The 19,435-nt window shown below is 35.6% G+C and carries 17 protein-coding genes and 1 pseudogene; 10 read left to right on the top strand and 8 right to left on the bottom strand.

Annotated elements, in window-relative coordinates:
* Positions 1-96: 96 nt before the first annotated feature.
* Positions 97-171: pseudogene (locus GH715_RS21920) on the top strand (SEC-C metal-binding domain-containing protein); the annotation flags it as partial.
* Between the two features lie 1,298 nt (positions 172-1,469).
* Here GH715_RS21920 and GH715_RS06675 read toward each other — a convergent pair.
* From GH715_RS06675 to GH715_RS06650, 6 genes are all read right to left on the bottom strand, one after another.
* Entirely contained in the window at positions 1,470-2,912 is a 1,443-nt protein-coding gene (locus GH715_RS06675) for a glycoside hydrolase family 1 protein (protein ID WP_153834643.1), read from the bottom strand.
* Between the two features lie 12 nt (positions 2,913-2,924).
* On the bottom strand, positions 2,925-4,361 hold the full coding sequence (locus GH715_RS06670; protein ID WP_153834644.1) for a 6-phospho-beta-glucosidase: 1,437 nt from the start codon (positions 4,359-4,361) through the stop codon (positions 2,925-2,927).
* 52 nt (positions 4,362-4,413) lie between these two features.
* Positions 4,414-6,330, bottom strand: coding sequence for a beta-glucoside-specific PTS transporter subunit IIABC (locus tag GH715_RS06665; protein ID WP_153834645.1), 1,917 nt, complete (start codon positions 6,328-6,330; stop codon positions 4,414-4,416).
* Between the two features lie 254 nt (positions 6,331-6,584).
* Complete coding sequence (gene licT / locus GH715_RS06660) at positions 6,585-7,433, bottom strand: BglG family transcription antiterminator LicT (protein WP_153834646.1); 849 nt, start codon at positions 7,431-7,433, stop codon at positions 6,585-6,587.
* Positions 7,434-8,102: 669 nt separating this feature from the next.
* Positions 8,103-8,423 (bottom strand): putative quinol monooxygenase, encoded by a 321-nt coding sequence (locus tag GH715_RS21765; RefSeq protein WP_276208103.1) that lies wholly within the window; start codon positions 8,421-8,423, stop codon positions 8,103-8,105.
* A gap of 21 nt (positions 8,424-8,444) precedes the next feature.
* Positions 8,445-9,464, bottom strand: a complete 1,020-nt coding sequence (locus GH715_RS06650; protein WP_153834647.1) for a zinc-binding alcohol dehydrogenase family protein — start codon at positions 9,462-9,464, stop codon at positions 8,445-8,447.
* A 154-nt stretch (positions 9,465-9,618) separates the two neighbouring features.
* Here GH715_RS06650 and GH715_RS06645 point away from each other — a divergent pair, with 154 nt between their 5' ends.
* Positions 9,619-9,987 (top strand): winged helix-turn-helix transcriptional regulator, encoded by a 369-nt coding sequence (locus tag GH715_RS06645; protein ID WP_153834648.1) that lies wholly within the window; start codon positions 9,619-9,621, stop codon positions 9,985-9,987.
* Between the two features lie 190 nt (positions 9,988-10,177).
* On the opposite strand, the gene GH715_RS06640 is transcribed toward GH715_RS06645, so the two are convergent.
* On the bottom strand, positions 10,178-10,510 hold the full coding sequence (locus GH715_RS06640; RefSeq protein ID WP_153834649.1) for a winged helix-turn-helix transcriptional regulator: 333 nt from the start codon (positions 10,508-10,510) through the stop codon (positions 10,178-10,180).
* Between the two features lie 445 nt (positions 10,511-10,955).
* Here GH715_RS06640 and GH715_RS06635 point away from each other — a divergent pair, with 445 nt between their 5' ends.
* Positions 10,956-12,875: a hypothetical protein gene (locus GH715_RS06635; protein WP_153834650.1), complete on the top strand. Its 1,920-nt coding sequence runs from the start codon at positions 10,956-10,958 to the stop codon at positions 12,873-12,875.
* Positions 12,876-12,964: 89 nt separating this feature from the next.
* Here the strand turns inward: GH715_RS06635 and GH715_RS06630 are convergent, their stop codons facing one another.
* Positions 12,965-14,077, bottom strand: coding sequence for a plasmid pRiA4b ORF-3 family protein (locus GH715_RS06630; RefSeq protein WP_153834651.1), 1,113 nt, complete (start codon positions 14,075-14,077; stop codon positions 12,965-12,967).
* Between the two features lie 750 nt (positions 14,078-14,827).
* Here GH715_RS06630 and GH715_RS06625 point away from each other — a divergent pair.
* From GH715_RS06625 to GH715_RS06595, 7 genes are all read left to right on the top strand, one after another.
* Positions 14,828-15,229 (top strand): hypothetical protein, encoded by a 402-nt coding sequence (locus GH715_RS06625; RefSeq protein WP_163578501.1) that lies wholly within the window; start codon positions 14,828-14,830, stop codon positions 15,227-15,229.
* Positions 15,230-15,296: 67 nt separating this feature from the next.
* The gene (locus GH715_RS06620; RefSeq protein WP_153834653.1) at positions 15,297-16,034 is read left to right on the top strand and encodes a DUF5027 family lipoprotein; all 738 of its coding nucleotides are present in this window, start codon (positions 15,297-15,299) and stop codon (positions 16,032-16,034) included.
* A gap of 12 nt (positions 16,035-16,046) precedes the next feature.
* Positions 16,047-16,313, top strand: coding sequence for a hypothetical protein (locus GH715_RS06615; RefSeq protein ID WP_153834654.1), 267 nt, complete (start codon positions 16,047-16,049; stop codon positions 16,311-16,313).
* 59 nt (positions 16,314-16,372) lie between these two features.
* A complete protein-coding gene (locus GH715_RS06610) occupies positions 16,373-16,906 on the top strand; it encodes a hypothetical protein (RefSeq protein WP_153834655.1) in 534 nt (177 codons plus the stop codon).
* A gap of 118 nt (positions 16,907-17,024) precedes the next feature.
* Complete coding sequence (locus GH715_RS06605; RefSeq protein ID WP_163578500.1) at positions 17,025-17,735, top strand: hypothetical protein; 711 nt, start codon at positions 17,025-17,027, stop codon at positions 17,733-17,735.
* A 37-nt stretch (positions 17,736-17,772) separates the two neighbouring features.
* The gene (locus tag GH715_RS06600; RefSeq protein WP_153834657.1) at positions 17,773-18,432 is read left to right on the top strand and encodes an ATP-binding cassette domain-containing protein; all 660 of its coding nucleotides are present in this window, start codon (positions 17,773-17,775) and stop codon (positions 18,430-18,432) included.
* On the top strand, positions 18,429-19,061 hold the full coding sequence (locus tag GH715_RS06595; protein ID WP_153834658.1) for a DUF5028 domain-containing protein: 633 nt from the start codon (positions 18,429-18,431) through the stop codon (positions 19,059-19,061). The genes GH715_RS06600 and GH715_RS06595 overlap by 4 nt, the downstream gene beginning before the upstream one ends.
* Positions 19,062-19,435: the final 374 nt, after the last annotated feature.

Raw genomic sequence — 19,435 nt, 5'->3', positions numbered from 1 at the left:
TAGTTTGGTAGATAAATTAATAGATTGGTTGTTATAATATCAGTACAAAAAACTTTTTAGTATAATACCATTCATTCAAAAGCTAGGAGGATTTTAATGAAAATCGGAAGAAATGATCCTTGTCCTTGTGGAAGTGGAAAAAAGTATAAAAAGTGTTGTATTGACAGAGAAATAGTTGATTTCAAACCCCAAAAGACTAAAGAAAGTTGGACACCAGAAAAAGTCGATAAGATGACTACTGACTCGATTTTTGCAAAATTAAGAGAACTAGGTATTGATCGTGATGAACAGTCCTTTGCAAAGGAAATTAAAGCCCAAAAATCAGGGGATGAATTATCTAGCAAATGGGAAGCAAGCAGTAATGTAGTTGAATCAAATTCCGATATAGATTTTATTTATCCTGCAATTGCAGTATTAGCCAAACGAATTGCTCCTGATCACATTTTGGTTAGCGATCTAAATGAAATGATGCAAGACGGCTATGATTTAATCGAAGCCCAACAAGATGAACAAGCAAGTGACCTCTGGTGGAAACTTTGGCGCAGTATACTTAAATGGCTTGTACCCAGACAAGTTGAATCTATTGAACAACTCGATAGACTCACAAGTACCGATATGATGCAAAGCTTTTTTAATTGGGTTCAAGACTTTGAAATGTTGTTGGAAAACACAAGCCAAGATAATAGTCGTTATATAGAGATGCGATATCAATTGGCTACCGAATTTCGCAAACACTTCCCACAATCTAACTCCCTTACCATGATGAATATGGGAACTGCTGCTGCGGAGTCCTTATTTTTAATAGATAAAATGGAAGAAGCTAATCAACTTTTTGAACAGTTAGTGCTTGAAGATTATGAAATATTTGATAAAGTCTGGATCTATATTAGGTGGGGAGACCTTTACACGAAGTGGTTTGGGAATAATTATTTTGACCATGAACGAGCACGAACTTTATATGAAAAAGCGCTAGAACTTGCAGATGACAATTCAAAACGCGATGTCGAAATGCGTATTAAAGACTTAGAAGAGGGGCAATAACTTTGCTTCTTATACTGTTGTGCTCTTCTTGCGAGTTCTGTTTATAACCGTTTATCCAAGGAAGCGAGAGCTTTTTCCAAGGAGCAGCGTAAGCTCTTCCTTTGATAAGTGCTTCGCTTCCAGGGATTCTTGTTTCTATTCCTTGGATAAACCATTTCCCCAAATGAATAGCGAGTAAAAACTGCATCTTCTTAGAGATACGCACGCACTCGAAGTATCAAATAGGAATTTGATCAGAGTTTTATGATTTAGTACCAATTTAGTGTTCAGGAAGGTTCATTTTGGTACTAAAACCTGTTTTAAGTACCATTTTGACTTCGTGCGTTTAATTTTTGGTACTTAAATTAAAACTATATTCATCCCCTAAAGTTATACATTCTATCCTTAAGAAAAAGACACCCTTGTCCTTTAAGGGTGCCTTTCGCTCTTTATAAATTTGCCCCATTACTCTTAATCACGTCTTGATACCAATAGAATGATTTTTTACGACTTCTATCTAATGTTCCACTCCCTTCATCATCTTTATCGACATAGATAAACCCATAACGTTTAGACATTTCACCGGTTGAGGCACTTACTAAGTCAATGCAACCCCAAGCTGTGTAACCCATTAGATCGACACCGTCTTCGATAGCTTCACCCATCGCAGCGATGTGATCACGCAAGTATTCAATACGATAATCATCTTGAATCGAACCATCTTCTTCTACTTTGTCATAGGCACCTAAACCATTTTCCACAACAAACAGCGGTATGCGATAACGATCATATAACTGATTTAAGGAAATTCGTAAACCGATCGGGTCGATTTCCCAGCCCCAGTCACTCGCTTTCAAGAAAGGATTACGAACACCAGACATAATATTACCGTCCGCACCCGCTTGATCTGATTTATCTAATTTTTCGGTGCGAGACATGTAATAACTAAAGCCAATATAATCGACAGTATTCTCTTTGATTAATTCTAAATCGCCTTCTCTCATATCTAATTCAATATTATTTTCTTTAAAGTAACGCTTCATAAATGCCGGGTATTCACCGCGAACTTGCACGTCTGCACAATAATAATTAAACAGGCGTTCTTCTTCTAAGGCGTACATCACATTTTCAGGATTGGAGTCAAAAGAATATACAGGCGCATAAATAATCATACAACCAATTTTTGCATCTGGAATAATCTCATGACAAGCTTTCACCGCCAAACTACTTGCGACAAATTGATGGTGAAATGCTTGGAATGTCGGTGTATATTTATCTTCCTCCTTTTCAATAGAAAAACCTAAGCCCATAATTGGCATCACTAACCCACTATTGATCTCATTAAAGGTCATCCAATATTTCACTTTATCTTTATATCGATTAAAAATTGCTTGTACATAACGCTCGAAGAAAGTTACCACCTCACGACTTCTCCAACCACCATAATTCTTCACTAAATTTACTGGCATCTCATAGTGCGAAATCGTTACAACCGGTTCAATCCCGTGCTTGTGTAATTCATCAAATACACGATCATAGAAAGCAAGACCTTCTTCATTTGGTTCTTTTTCATCGCCTTTTGGAAAAATTCGAGTCCAAGCAATGGACATACGGAATACTTTAAAACCCATTTCAGCAAATAACGCAATATCTTCTTTGTAGCGATGGTAAAAGTCGATTGCTTCATGGTTAGGATACGTATATTTTTCTTTATCGATTTCAAAATTAAAACCTGGTTCTTTCAAAATATTTAAACGTCCTTTCCCACCTGGTAGGACATCTGCAATATTCAACCCTTTATTACCTTCATGAAAGCCGCCTTCAATTTGATTAGCTGCGGTTGCACCACCCCACAGGAAATTTCCAGGGAATGAATAGGTTTTATTAGTCATTATGTTGCCTCCTTAATCTAGATTTTCTCCATTCGATTCAATCACTTGCTTATACCAATCAAAACTTTGCTTCTTACTTCTGTTCAACGTTCCTTTTCCTTCATTTTCACGGTCTACATAAATATAGCCATAACGTTTTTTCATTTCACCTGTTGAAGCACTTACGATATCAATTGGTCCCCAACTTGTATAGCCAATGATTTCGACACCATCCTTCAGTGCTTCCCCCATTTGTTTGATATGCTCTCGTAAATAAGCGATCCGATAATCATCTTTTACTTCGTTATCTTCATCCAATTGATCAATCGCACCTAAACCATTCTCTACAACAAATAATGGCTTTTGATAACGATCATATAGTTGGTTAGCGGTAATACGGAAACCTTTCGGGTCAATTGTCCAGCCCCATTCAGAAGCTTCTAAGTATGGATTGGTAATCGAATCAAATACGTTTCCACCTGTCTTATCTTTTAATACTTCTGGATCTGTACTCGTAGCACGAGAACTGTAATAGCTAAAGCCAATATAATCGACGGTATACTTGCTTAATAATGCTTCATCATCCGCTTCCATCTCAAGCTCAATATTATTTTCTGCAAAGAAGCGCTTCGCATAACCTGGATACTTACCACGAGACTGCACATCAATAAAGAAGAACGATTCACGATCTTGATCCATCGCTTTTTGGATATCATCCGGATTACAAGAATACGGATACGTCATACCGGCTGCCAACATACAACCGATTTGTGCGTCAGGAATGATCTCATGACCTGCTTTAACAGCTAAAGCACTTGCAACTAATTGATGATGAGCTGCTTGATACATGACTTGCTGTTTGTCTTCACCTTCTTTAAAGATAAGACCTGCCCCAACATACGGTAAGTGCAACAACATATTAATCTCATTAAAGGTTAACCAATACTTCACTTTATCTTTGTACCTAGTAAAAACGGTTTTGGCATATTTCTCAAAAAAGTCTACTACTTTTCTATTTTTCCAACTGCCATATTCTTTTACCAAATGAACAGGCACATCAAAATGAGCCAATGTCACCACTGGTTCAATACCATATTTGTTTAATTCATCAAACACATCATCGTAAAATTGTAATCCAGCTTCATTAGGTTCTGCGTCATCTCCATTTGGAAAAATGCGTGCCCATGAAATAGATAGACGAAAGGACTTAAAGCCCATTTCTGCAAAAAGGGCAATGTCTTCTTTATAGCGATGATAGAAATCAATCGCCTCATGAGACGGATAGAATTCATTTTCTTTTGGTGTATAGTTTTCCACTTTCCCTAACATCATCGGAAAACGATTTTCTCCTGTTGGTAATAGATCAACCGTTGTTAATCCTTTTCCGCCTTCTAAATAAGCACCTTCTACTTGGTTCGCTGCTACAGCACCACCCCAAAGAAAATTTTTTGGAAATTTATTTATCATCATTCAGTCCCCCTATTACTATGTGAAAAAGGAGCCTTTGACAGCTCCTTTCCCTTTATTTAGTTGTTAATTCAAGCACAGTACTTTCTGAAGTTACATTTACTTGTTCGATTATTTTTAGTTGATATTGGTCATGATTCGTTACAACTACTGGTGTTGTAATCTGAAAACCAGCCTTTTGAATTTTATCTATATCAAAAGTTAGCAGTTCTTGACCTTTCTCTATTCGTTCTCCTTGTTGTAAGGATGTTTCGAAATATCTTCCTTCCAGTTGAACGGTATCTAAACCAACATGAATTAAGATTTCTGCACCATTATCTGAAGTAATACCGATCGCATGCTTTGTTGGGAATAAAGCAGAAATCGTACCTGAAACTGGCGATACTAATTTACCTTCTGTTGGTTCAATGGCAACCCCTTTTCCAAGAGCTCCAGATGCGAATGCAGTATCATCAATTTCTTCTAACTTTCTCATTTCTCCTGTTAAAGGACTGGTAATGACTTCACTTTTCACTTCTGTTTCGTTTTCAGTAGAATCTGTTGGTTCTTCTGTTACTTCAGGTTCTGTTTCTTGTTTTCCAATACCTCCAAAGAAGTACGTTAGAACAAAAGCCAATATCGCTGCGACAATCATCGCAATAATGGAAGCTACAAAGGATAAATTCAATCCTTCTTCAGGATGAATGAAACTTGGCATCTGGAAGACACCTAGTCCTGCCATATTGTAACCAAGTGTGCCAAACGCACCCAATATGGCACCACCAACAGCTGAAGCTACTACGGTAAAAACAAATGGCCATTTAAGTGGTAAAGCAACCCCATACATACCTGGCTCTGTTACACCAAATATCGCTGAAACAATCGCTGGTGGCGTTAATGCTTTTGTTTTTTGGTTTCTCGTTCTAATGATTACAGCAGTTAAGGCACCTACTAATGCAAATGAGTGTGCAAAAATCAATGCTAAAATCGGATCTTGGCCAATTGTTGCAAAGTTATTAATTGCGATTGGTACAAGACCCCAATGTAGACCAAACATAACAAACACTAACCAAAAACCACCAATAAATATACCGGCAACTATTGGGCTTAATTCATAGATACCAACACTTGCTGCCCCTAATAATTGACTCGCCCAAGTTGCAATCGGACCAATAATAATAAAAGTTAATGGTATAATAATGAGCATCGTTAACAACGGTACTAGGAACATCTTTAAGACATTTGGAACTACTTTCGCAAAAAATGTTTCTAATTTAGCTGCAAAGAATGTTGCAACAATAATCGGAATGACCGACATCGAGTACGTCATTAAAATCACCGGAATACCAAGGAATTCAATATATACTGGTGATTCAAACATCGTTCCTGCAAATAACATATACAACGGATCACCTGATTCTGGTATCCCTTCTAAATCCGGATAGACTAATGCCATCGCGATAACCATACCTAAGAACGGGGTTCCACCAAATTTTTTCATTGCGGTATAACCTAAAATGATTGGTAAGAAGTAGAATAGTCCATCGCCAATTGCATTTAAAATTTGATAGGTTCCATCTTGTTCATCTAATAAGCCAACTGCTACAAACAGTGCATTAAAACCTTTTAACACACCAGATGCTACTAATACCGCAAGAATAGGTGTGAAAATACCAGAGATCATATCGATAAAACGATTCAACAAATTGCCTTTTTCCTCGTCTTGATCTACTTCACCTTTTGCTTCAAATCCACCTTCAGCAACGACCGCTTTATAAACATCTGCTACATGATTTCCAATAACGACTTGATATTGACCGCCACTTTTACGAACGGTCACCACACCATCCATTTTATTTAATACTTCTGTATTCGCTTTACTTTCATCTTTTAATTTAAAACGGAGTCGTGTTATACAATGAACGACACTGTTAACATTTTCTTTCCCACCAACATGTTGAATAATATCTTTTGCTAACTGTTGATATTTCATAGCTCTTTCACCTCTCTGTTTGATGTTTTATGAAAGCTTTCATTTTTTGCATGTAAGGGTTTTACTTAAGGCAAATAAAAAACCTGAACGAATTGGATCCTACACGCATAGTGATAGCTGTGCGCATCCAATTCATTCAGGTTATGCCCTATTAAGGTAACATTCCTTACTTTTCCTATAGGTTTTGTTACATTTAATCTATCATCTTCTCATGCAGATGTCAATAAAAATTCTAAAACGTTTTCCTTTTTTAATTAGTCCTCTTTTTGTCGATAGGTAACACGGTGAATATGAACCGTTAAATAGACCATTTCATCCTTGGTTAGGAACCAACTATAATTCTTTTCTAAAAATGTTGCTATTATTTCCGTGCATTTGTATGCATGATGATATTTATTTTGTACTTGCTCATAAAAGAAATCATCAATTGTTTCTTCCATATTCTCTTTCCGTAAAAATCGCACTGTAAAGAAACGTAAATGAGTTAAAAATCGTTCATAATTAATCGAGTTTTCATCTAATTCTGTTTTATAATGATATTTCACGATATTTAAAACCTTGTTAACAACATCTGTTACTTGAACAGCCATTTCCATGTTTTCCCCAGATAACTGACTATTTACTAAATGAAGAGCAATCGAGGCTGCTTCATCCTCATTCATTCTAATACCAGTATAATCTTCAATAATATCCAATGAGTGTAAACCAATTTCAAATTCTTTTTTATAATATTTGCGGATCTCGAATAACAATGTGTTTTTTAGCTGAATGCCTTCCTTCATTCTCGTAATCGCAAAACTGATATGATCTGTTAATGCGATATATAAATAGTCATTCAACTTATACGGTAAAATAGACCGCGCATATTCATAAATTTCAGAAGCAATATCCAAATATTTATCGGAGGTATTTTGTAATAGCTGATTTAATTTTTCACTTGTACCCGTATCCTGTAAGGCAAAATGCTTCTCGATTTTTTCCTCATCAATGTTTTGTCCCACTTTTTTCTGAAATGCTAAACCTTTCCCCATAACAACCATTTCTTGACCATGTTGGTTAGTAGTGACGACGACATTATTATTTAGCACTTTATTTATCTTCATATCAGACATCCTTTTATTCAATATTTTTGGACGTTAAACTTATTTTACCGCACTATGACAAAAGGAAAAATGCTTTCAATCATTTGTAATTAAGAAAAGCGAAACGTAGCGACTGGAACGAATTAACTGAGATAAAGGAATCACTGTGAGTTTACGAACCGATGATGACTTATCGTAGGGCAATTCGTGAAGTCGCCTAGTTTCTGGGCGCTCGGAGCTAGACATCTGCTCAAAATTTATACTTTCTTATCTTACAAAAAAACCTAAGCTATTGAATAAAACATACTCCCCCCGTCTAAGTCTGGGCGATGTACTATTCAATAACTTAGGTTTTGCCTGCTTGATCAGTAACAATCCTAAAAACAGATATTATTTTTGTAAGCGTTTATATAATTAATTATAACTACTTTTGAACAGATGTCAAGGGGACGAAGCGGGACTTTTCAATTATAGAGATTGGATTTAGGGGATTTAATGATGAATAATATCCGATCTACCAATCATGTTATAACACGTAAGGTTGATCTCGGATAGGAACTTTGTATCAAAAAACTACTTTGTTTAACACGGTCTTTTTTTATTTCCATAGAAAAAAACAGACCACTTCTCAAAAATTGCTTGAGAAATGGCCTCTATAATGTGATGGACACCCCCTCAACATGTCGCCTTCTAGAAGGATTCTATCGCATAGCACTTTTCAACATCTAAAGGTTGCAACAATACTTTTTTTGTATAAGCTATAAATTGAGTTAGGTGAGAAGATTTATTGTGTCGCTCAATAGCTTCTTCTCCGTCCCATTTTTCAATCATAACAAATCTATTCTTTTTCTTAACCTCTTTATATAGAGAATAACTAATATTCCCTTCTTCTGCTTGAGATGCTTTGATTAGAGTGTTAACTTTCTCCTTAAAGTCTTCATATGCGAGGGATCTACCTGCATTCGTGCTATTATTACAATCATGACTGGAACACTCGCTTCTTTGTAAAATTATTTTTCAAGTAAAAGTAAATTAGAATTGCTCCAATACAACCTTACCAATCATTTTCCCTGTTTCTACCATTTCATGTGCTTTACGTAAGTTAATCGCATTAATTGGAGAAATTGTCTCTTTTAAGGTTGTTTGAATCTTTCCGTCATCTATCAGCTCGCTTAACTTTGTTAACAATTCATGTTGTTTAATCATATCTACAGTATGATACATTGAACGGGTAAACATGAATTCCCATACAAAAGTTACACTCTTATTTTTTAATACATTTAGATCTAAAGGCTCTTGGTTCTCTACGATGGAGCAAACCTTACCTTGTGGTACAATAACTTCTCCCATACCATCCCAATGCTGATCTGTATTATTAAGGCAGAAAACGTAATCCACATGATTGAAGCCGAACTTTTGTATTTGTGGAAGCAAGGATTGGTGGTGATTTATGGTGTAATCTGCTCCCAATTCTTCCACCCATTTCTTGCTTTCTTCTCTAGATGCGGTTGCGATAACCTTTAATCCTGCTAACTTGGCTAATTGAATAGCAACAGACCCAACACCGCCTGCTCCTCCAATAATAAGAATCGATTTCTTCTCATTTTCTTTAGTCTGGTTTATGTCGATTTCTAATCGATCAAATAACCCTTCCCATGCAGTAATAGCTGTAAGCGGTAGTGCAGCTGCTTCCGCAAAATTGAAGGACTTAGGCTTCTTTCCAACAATTCTTTCGTCCACTACATGATATTCACTATAGGTACCAGGTCTTGTGAGACTCCCGGAATAATAAACTTCATCACCTGGCTTAAATAAAGTACAATCAGGTCCTACTTCTTCTACAATACCACTAGCATCCCATCCTAGAATTTTTGGTGAGTCCTCCTGTTTATCTTTCGGCGAACGAACTTTCACATCAACCGGGTTAATTGAAATTGCCTGAACTTTCACAAGCAAGTCACTATTTTTAGCCTCTGGTTTATCAAGATTCACCTCAACTAGACTTTCTTGATGATCAATTGGCAAGTATTTGTATAATCCTATTGCTTTCATTCTTATCTCCTCCTACAAAAAAATTATTTACAGAACATATTATAAACAGGAATCATAAAATTGGTAAGTAGGCACAATCTTGTAATTTACATACATTTATGTTATTTATAAGATGTATAAAGAACACAAAATCAATAGTGAGGTGTGCAAACCAATGCGAAACAGAAAAAGCGGGTACGGTTGCCCAGAGGGATGCCCCGTCGAAGGAACCCTAGATGTGATAGGAGGGAAATGGAAAGGAGTTATTTTATTTCATCTTATTGACGGTAAAAAAAGATTTAATCAACTTAGAAAGTTAATGCCTGGCGTGACGCAGAGAATGTTGACGCTCCAATTACGGGAGTTAGAAAAAGATGGTGTCGTTCAACGAGAAGTGTATCCAGTTGTCCCTCCTAAAGTGGAGTATTCCATGACGGAATTCGGAAGAACGCTCGAGCCAATTATTCTGTTGATGAGAGATTGGGGAGAAAATTATAAAAAACTAACTAAAAAGCAACCGTCAGAAATGAAAGAAATTAATTAACTTCAGCATTATACTTCTTATTAGTCTTTATCGAACTAGATCAGTAACAATTGTTTAGATATGTAATTCCAAAAATATAGAAATTATTCTTCTATCGAATCCTTTGTGCATGGATTGTAATTTAAATAATGGGTTTAACGAACGGATCAATCAATTGCAATCCATTCACGTTCCTCTTTGTCTTTAGAACTTATTTTTCCCATGTTCTTCCCCACTTTCGCATTTCATGAAATACATTTTTTAATGCCATTCCTTTATTCGATAATGTATACTCTACATGCGCAGGAACCACAAGATAAACATTTTTCTCAATTATATTCTTTTTCTCTAGTTTTTTAAGAGAATAAGTTAGTGTCTTGGCGCTGATGCCTTGAAGGCTTTCTAATAACTCCCCAAACCTTTTACTTCCCTGATTTAAACTTAATATAATTTTATAATCCCACTTTCCCCTTATTGCTTCTAATGTATTATGAATAGGGCATTTCTCCCAATCGATTTGAATATTTTCTTCTTCTGCACACATAATATTCCCTCCGATGAAACCAAGCAAGTTAAGAGCTGAACAAATTCTAGTTATAAGCCCGTCACAGTAAATGAAACCTGGGTATATATACTTACTATCAGGTTAGTATGTATAATAAATGTAACTATAGCAAAAGAATGTATCTACTTTTCAAAATATTTTAATAGAACTATAATAAGTATGAACTTCCTGCTAATTGGAAAATTTACCAAGAAGGGAGGACTGAAAAAGGGTTTGATTTTAGAAAGGAGGGATTAATTTTTACATGTATTTTCTACGGGTTTCAAAGAAAGAATGGTTTGTCGTTACCTCTCCATGTTTGGCCGCATAAGAGATAACGACTCACAGAAAACGCTTTCTGTTCTATTTATTCCATTTTATTATTTTTTAAACCCCTTATCAAGTTTTTTATTCTATTTTATTCAAAAATTCAGGAGGGTTTTCAATGAAGGCGACAAAAGTTAAATCAGGATTTTTACGTTTTGACGAAGGTATGTTGCGACGAGCAATGTTTTCGGACCTTTTAGATGCAATGGAAGAATTAAGGATCAAAAAGACTAAAGATATGTCTCCCACAGACGAAGAATTCACAAAAAATACCTCATATGCTATCTCTGAATATTATAAATTGGATGAATTCTATGAAAAAATAAAACGGGAATTAGCGTTATTGGTTAAAGAATTTCCCGAACTAGAAACTTTTCAAACTCTACTTCTTCATGAAATGAGCAAATTACTGGAACGACAACAAGACTCCAAGATTTTACTCAACAATGTCTTTCAAATTTTTTCATTACTTAACCTCCACCTAGAAGCATGCGCGAAACATCAACAAAATCTTAGTAAATTATATGTTCAAGAAGATAGCTTTTATATTCGTATAACACTGGAAGACAAACATTCTGATCACCTCGAACCTCAAGAACTAACGAACTCTCAGTATTTAAATATCATTAGCAAACTAATCACAGAAATAAGGAGAGAAAATCGCTTGCCTTCTTTCGACGAACGCTTTGCCATTCGTTTGGCCTATGTGCTGTTAGAGAAAGGGCATCGATTCGATGGAGCCATTATACCATGGGGAAATTCAGGGTTTCGTGATGTTCAAACCTATGCCTCCATTACAGATCCTGGCATAGGTCACTTATATGGAACTGTAAAATCAAATAAAGATCTAAAAGGGGTCATAGTTCATATTGAACACCTTGAAAGAGGAAGTGATCAAGATCGTGAGCTAGTGGAACCATACCGCATTCCAAACTTCCATATTATTGGAAAAGTCAAATTGCATGTTGGCAGTGATGCACCATCCTCATCATATGTAGGCAGACCGGTATTTGAGAGTGATTTTAAACCTTCTGTTGTTAAGACTATTCACACATTAGCTGCTGCATGTTCCGCTATTTTCATGGATGGATTAACGGAATGCAAGTTAGCCATTGAACGTATGAGTACAACGGAGGCCATCCAATTCATGAAATATATGGCTGGAAATGTGCGAAGAGATCCACATAGCCAAGCATTAGCTGCTGCTTTTAACATCAATACTCCTATTTTGGATGATCGTGAACAAACATTGAAGGAGAATAATGGTGAGCCAAGATTGGTGACTGATCGCTTTGAAATTGGAATGTTAGGAATCGAAATAGTTAAAGAAGGTGGATTTGACAAAGTGACCTGGGATGGAACAGCTAATACGTATCCAAGCAAGTGTGTAATTGAGCAACTTAGCTTTTCCGAATCACTGACATTAGTCCACAAAGCACATGAAGAAGGGTTAATTACTTATTTTTCAGCAGGCTTTAGATTCAAACACTTACCTCAAGTCATTTATACAGGTACTGACGGTATTGGATTAGGCGGTGCACAGATTCTCCGTTATATGGACAAAAACACTGGCTTTCACGGTCCATTTAAAGAAGAGAATATTTCTAAAATTATAGAAATCAGAGAAGAAGCAACCAATGACATAAAAGGGAAGGCAGCCATTTTATTAAGTAGATTAGACCGTATGTATTTTGAAAAGAGTATTAAGCTGGAAGATAATGAAAAGCGAGAATTACTATTTGCTCAATTAAGAGACTTGGAAGAAGATAAATTGGTTACAACCATGCAAGGCTTACGTCATATAGAGTCATTACCAATTGATTCAAATCATCCTCTATTTAGTTGGGCACTTCGTTTGGTTTCAGCTGGTACTACTTCTATTGCTGCACAAACATTTAATAACGAAAGACAATGGCAAGCATTTTGCGTTTCGTTACAAAACGCTATGAACAATCATGATTATGATGAGCTTGCTGAGCTTCTGTTCTCTATACAGAAGACAACTCAATCACTCGATATGGAGTTAGTTACTGTGTAAGTATATGGGATGAAAGGGAAGGGCATTTGACTCCTTCCCTATTCACCCAACCATTTTATCTATTTCAGTTCCCCACCAAGGGCATCTAATCAATTTCTTATTTTGCTTAATTGTTCATTTACCATATTCTTATCAAATGGTTGATACCCTACCGATTCTGCCCAATTTAACATCCATTCTCTATCTGGATCATCCTTTGACTGAATAACCTCAAGAAAATGGCTATAACCCGGAATCCCACCAACATTTTCTGGAGGTGTTGTTCCCTCACCATCTAGACAAACTGGATATCTGGCATCATAATCGTCAATCCATTCCTCTACTTCGATAAAATGTTGCCAATCATCTCCTAAGTCATACGTATAAACAATACTCTTATATTTATCTAATACATCTCTTAACGCTATTTGATGAGCATATTTCATTTTTTGTCCATCTTCTCGATAAGAAAAAGCTTCTGGGTGAGAAACAAGTGTGTAATTTGTATCTGGTAAGTAATAATCTGTAAATGATGGTGGTTGTTGATAAAAAGTAAATTCATACAGATGGCTATTGGTCCAATTAAAAGCTATTTGTAAGATATCGTGTAGACTAGCGAATGTTTGATTAATCGATATCACTAATCTACGCCATACTTGTTGTCCCTCTAATTTTAAGGTCACTTTTAATTGGACAGCTGGTTGTTGAAATGGTTTCTTACCTACTTTCCTCTCCAAGACATGTTGTAATTTTTCGATTGGTTTTATATATTCTCCGCTGCTTGATTTGTGTAAAGATCTATTTACCTTTCTAGACACGCTTGGTTGTATCATTGATTCAGAATTAGCCTCATACATAAAAAATTCGATCTCTTGAATGATCTGATTTAGCGAGGCTACCATTTTTCGATCTTTCGTTGATGTATACGATAAGTCTCCCGCTACTAACTCTGTTTGGATAATCTGTTCGTTAAATCCATCTGCTATAAGAGTATCCGTTATTGCCTGCTTTATTAATTGTTCAAAGTTTTTGACGTCTTTCGCTTTCACACCATACAAGATGACTGTGTAAAGACTGATATCATGCACTAGGATGATTGTATTTCTTCGATCGATCTTTTTAAGATGTGCATGCCACCCTGTTAATGGAGCTGCGAGTTCCTGTTTTGGCTCGAGGTCTACTTTTAAGTATTTTTGCAAAGCTTTTGTGGATTGGATTAACATGTTAGCTACGCTCCTTCTGATTGATTTTTTTCTGACTTCATTATCCTCTGTTAATACTATTAACTAGTTATTAAATTCGTTATACCTTTTGGTTTTTTTTTGCACTAAACCGACTAAATAAGCATTTCACGAAATCGACTATCTGATATTCATTTAAACTGCTATATTTGCCGATGGCTATATCCTAAAAACACTCTCCATTTATTGTAATATTAAATATATATATTAACTGTGATAACGGTATTTCAGTTAAGAAAAATTATAACACCGTATTTTTAAAAATGTATGGAAAGAGGATTTAAGTATTTTCATTACAATTGGGTAAGATGAATAGTAGCGTAAGGCAAGTAAGGAGGAACGAATCATGCATGACTTTAAAAAAGTAGTAAAATCACCATCACTAACGAAGACCAGAAATTCTTGCAAAATGTTAAGCTAGAATAAACCTTCCTATATTTTTCAAGGTCTAATCATTAGGATCAACGGTATTACCGGTCAACCTAAATAGGTCTCCTCTTATGGAGAAACCTTAAGAAAAATTATTATTCTAAGCAATATAAAATCACATACACTTGAAGCCTTTGCATTTGATTGGATGACGTTTATGATTAAAAATGAGTCTTTCATGACAAAAACAACCAAATAATTGGAAAATGTGTTAATCTTTTTTTAGGTTAACCAAGAAAATGCTCATGAGCAACTTTAATAACAAGGAGAGTTGATTACAGTAATCTACTATCTTCCATCATGATGCTTACTTTAGTTCCAATTTCTACATTTGCTTCAAACCATGGTGATACGTCTTTTCGTTTTAGTGTAAGTACTTCAAATAATTATGCATACACAGGTAGCCGTTCTAAAGAAAATACAACTTCTACTTACGTTAATGTAGAACAAGTACCAATCACTTACATTTATGCAGATGTACAAGGTTATCGCCCATCCTCTGTGTCTGGAACAAATTATTGGGTAGATGAAACACTAGGTGGAGATAAAGTTACCTTAAGTAAAGGAAAGTGGCTTGTCAAACAACTAGTTTATGAAAATGGAGGCAGGAGTGCTAGATTAAAATTCCAAAGATATTATGGTACTGGTACTGTTTCTGGAGTTTGGAGCCCAGATAGTGTTGGTTCATATCCATACGCAAATTAAGGAATCTTTTATTTGAAGAAATAGAATGAAAGAATCATTTATCTATTTACGAGGAGAATTAATCCAAATGAAAAGAAAAAATAAATTTGGCTTAGTGTACGTATTAATTTTATCCGTTCTATTATCTGCTTGCTCTTATAAAGAATTGGAGGATTCACTTAAAAGTAAATTAAACAATGGGGAAGAAGATCAATACGTCAATCCATCTACTATACCGGACAGTGAACCTGAAGTTGAGCAAACAGAAGAAGCTACAACGGAACCTGAGCTTGCTACGGTTGGTGATACGATCACATTTACTTTTGATGGAGGAGATAAATCCCACCAATTTCAATATACCCTTAATCAAGCTTTTAAATCGGATAATATAAACGAGTTAGATCTAAAGAAAGAAGATTTTTCAGATTCCTCGCTAATAAACGAAGATGGATCGATTGACCAATCGTACCGGCTAGTACTTGTTGATGTCACTGTCAAAAATATTAATGACGATTCATTTATGAGTGAAAAGGATAACAAACAACCAGTGATGTTTATTGAATCAGCTATTGGATTCAAAGAAGGAATTGAAGATCCAAATGGGCCGTTCACTTTAGAGGCTGCTTACTTTAGCGAACATCCCCCATATGAGCAAAATCAATGGAGTGATTACTATCAATTCCCCTTATCCTTTGGTGAAGAGCTAGATGCCAAGGTTGGTTGGTTTGTGCCTGCTGAACAGTTGGAAGTAGAACCTTTATATTACATCATTGGATCTTCCGGCAAAGCTGAATATTATAAGTATTTTGAATTAAAATTTGACTAAGGGAGACGCGTTATGAATAAAACGTTTATTCGCTTATTACAATTAGAGCTAAACAAAGCGCTAACAAATAAATTCTTTATCACCACCATGATAATTGCTAGTATTTTCACACTACTGAGCGCATGGTATATGATCGATACCTATATTTATACCAATGCTCATTCGGCTATGAATTCGCAAGGTAATCCTTTACCATATAACGCAACGCTCTACAAGTATTGGATTGGCGGGGAGACATCATCACTTGGATTCACACTTTTTTCACCTTACTTCCACTGATTGCCGTCTTCCCTTACGGCTGGTCGTACATAACCGAAAGTAAAAAAGGATATGTGAAAATGATCGTCACACGAAGCAATAAATGGCAATATTTTTTAACTAAGTACATCGCTACATTTACTGCTGGTGGGGTCGTTATCCTACTTCCACTTATCCTAAATTTTATAGTTGTGGCATTGTTTGTGCCTGCCATTTCGCCAACACAGCTTAATCCTTATGTATATGGCGTAGAAATTGGTGCGATCTGGTCAAGCTTGTTTTATACTCACCCGCTCGTTTATACGATACTTTATTTGCTTTTAGATTTTACTTTTGGAGGATTATTTGCAACAATCAGCCTTGCTATTTCCTTTTTTATAAAAAATAGAATTGCCATTATCTTAATTCCGTTTTTTCTTCTATTTATTTTGCATTATAGCCGTACCTTTTTACAGTACAAATTTTATAAAGAAATTTCACCATTAAATTACTTACATGCAATTGCTATTGAAAATCCTGCAAGCACTGTTATCATCCTTATTGAAGGAATATTACTATTTATTATGACATTTGGAATAACGATGAGATTAGGTGTTAAACGTGAAGTTTTTTAACCTATTTAAATATGATCTAAAGAACGGTTTTCGAATCAATCTGGTTCACCTATTCGTTATTGTCTTAGTCGTACTCGCGTTTTGTATTGATTTTTATATAAGAAAAAAACATGCATATATGTTTGATCCAACGATTCCACCCGGTACGTGGGTTGATTATTTATTTTATGTACTTGCAGGTATCAAAGAATACATACCTTCTGATACAGAAAGCTTTCTATTTCCAATCAAATGGATGCTATTACATCTGTTTATACTTTATAGTACGCTACATTATCCATCTAGGGACCTATCATCACTAGGATTGAACATGTTAATGAGAACAAAGGGGAGAATGGCTTGGTGGATTTCAAAGACACTCTGGAATATCTGTTACGTTTTGGCCAATTATGCCATCATATTTCTAACCATTTTTGTTTTTTGCTTCATCATGCAAGAACCCATTTCATTTGATATCACACCAATGTTTGTCAATGACCTGTTAGAGGCGAAAAGCCCATATGATAAATTTCCAAGTGAATTAGTAGTTTACATTGTATTTATTCCGATGTTGATGTCCATTGGATTTAACCTGCTACAGATGACCATCGTTCTGTTTATTAAACCATTGCATAGTTTTGGCATGCTGGCTATTCTTTTGCTGTCCTCTGCCTACCTTGTTACCCCTTACCTTCCTGGAAACTATGCTATGCCCATTCGAAGCGATTATGTAGTTGAGCAAGGCTTTACGTTTAATGAGGCAGTAATTGCTTGGATTATCTTAACTGCCGTATCATTTACCTTAGGCTGTTTTTATTTTAGGCGATACGATATTTTACACGATGAATAAGTTAATCGTTTCACATCTAAATGAGAGGAGATTTACTATGACAACCATTCATATGGATCATGTAACCAAAACAATGAAGGGTGTTACCGTAATCAACGATATTTCTTTAACATTTCATTCTGGCAAAGCCACCGGGTTACGTGGCGTAAACGGCTCTGGAAAGACGATGATGATGCGGTTAATTGCTGGTTTAATCTTTCCTACCAAAGGATCGATCCACATAGACGATAAAAAGCTTGGAAAAGACCTTACCTTTCCTGATAGTATTGGCATGCTGTTAGAAAATCCAGCTTTTTTAGATAGCTATTCAGGCTTTCAAAATTTAAAAATGCTTGCATCGATTCGCAATGAAATCGACGATAGGCAAATAAGAACCGTTTTAACCCAGGTCGGTCTAGACGAGGAAAGCAGTAAGAAAAAATATAAAAAATATTCACTAGGGATGAAGCAACGTCTTGGTATTGCTGGTGCCATCCTCGAAAAACCGGATATTATTATTCTAGATGAACCAACGAACTCACTGGACACGAATGGTGTAGAACTCGTTAAACAAATCGTTCATCTAGAAAAGGAACGTGGTGCTTTAGTCATTATCTCTTGTCATGATACCGATATTTTGGATGAATTAGCAGATGAGATTCATTACCTAGAAAATGGTGCATTAATCAGCAGCACCAAAGGGAGTGAAAGCATATGAAAAAGTTCCTCATCCTTCTCCTATGTTTAGCTTTCATTATAGGAGTAGGTATTCGCATCTGGTATGTCAATAAAGATGTCGAGCTTCCACCAGTCCATACCTTTAAAATGGGAGAAGAAGTAGCAATAGAAGATAATATCTTTTTAGATGACTTTGAAAATATGGATGGTTATACCGTAACCGTAAATAATGCAGAAATCATTTCTTATGATGCGTATCTTGCTAAATATGAGTATCAGGATGATCCAGATAACCCTTTGTTTGCAGAAGATGATTTTCTTTTTCCTGAAATGGTTTATGATGTAGAGGTAACCATTAAAAACACAAATAAAACGGATAATCCAAGGGAACATAGTGGTATTAACTTTATTAATTACTATTTAATTGGTACCGATTTTGAACTGCAAATTAGCGACCAATTATATCGTGTTGCTAATCCTGATTTGGAAACAGGCTTGACAGATGGATTCCGTCTACGTCCAGAAACAGAAATGGACTTTCGCCTGCCATTCTATTTTTCTCCATCAGCTATTGTTGGTCCGATTCAAGTAAAGGATATTACTAGTGATCAAGTGTATCTGGTGGTTTCTTTATATCCTATCGTTAATCAAATTTTAGTAGAATCCTAATGTTGTCCCTCTGAAACTTTAACATTCAGGGGGATTTTACTATTATTATTGCTACAATCCTCTATAAGAAGGTAAACTTCTATTCTTATATTTCCCTTAATCAATAGTAATAAGTTGCTAAAAATAGTATAATTCTGTATAGAATCGTGCCATCTCTATCACACTTTCACTCGTTATTTCATTAGCGTTCACTTACTAATAACTTTACATTTATCTCAATTGTTTATAGAAGGTTGTGGCTCAATGGTCTTATCTCTGTTCTTTTTTATCATTGAATTAATGGGTATGTTCTTTGGCTTGTTTTATACGTTAAACATAAGATTAAGGATAAAAACGATCTTGTTGGTTTACCTTCCATTCTAGTCTACTTATAT

The organism is Gracilibacillus thailandensis (assembly GCF_010994055.1).
Classification (GTDB): Bacteria; Bacillota; Bacilli; order Bacillales; family Amphibacillaceae; genus Gracilibacillus; species Gracilibacillus lacisalsi.
Note: the sequence above shows the minus strand (reverse complement) of the source record. Positions and strands in the feature narration are given on the sequence as shown.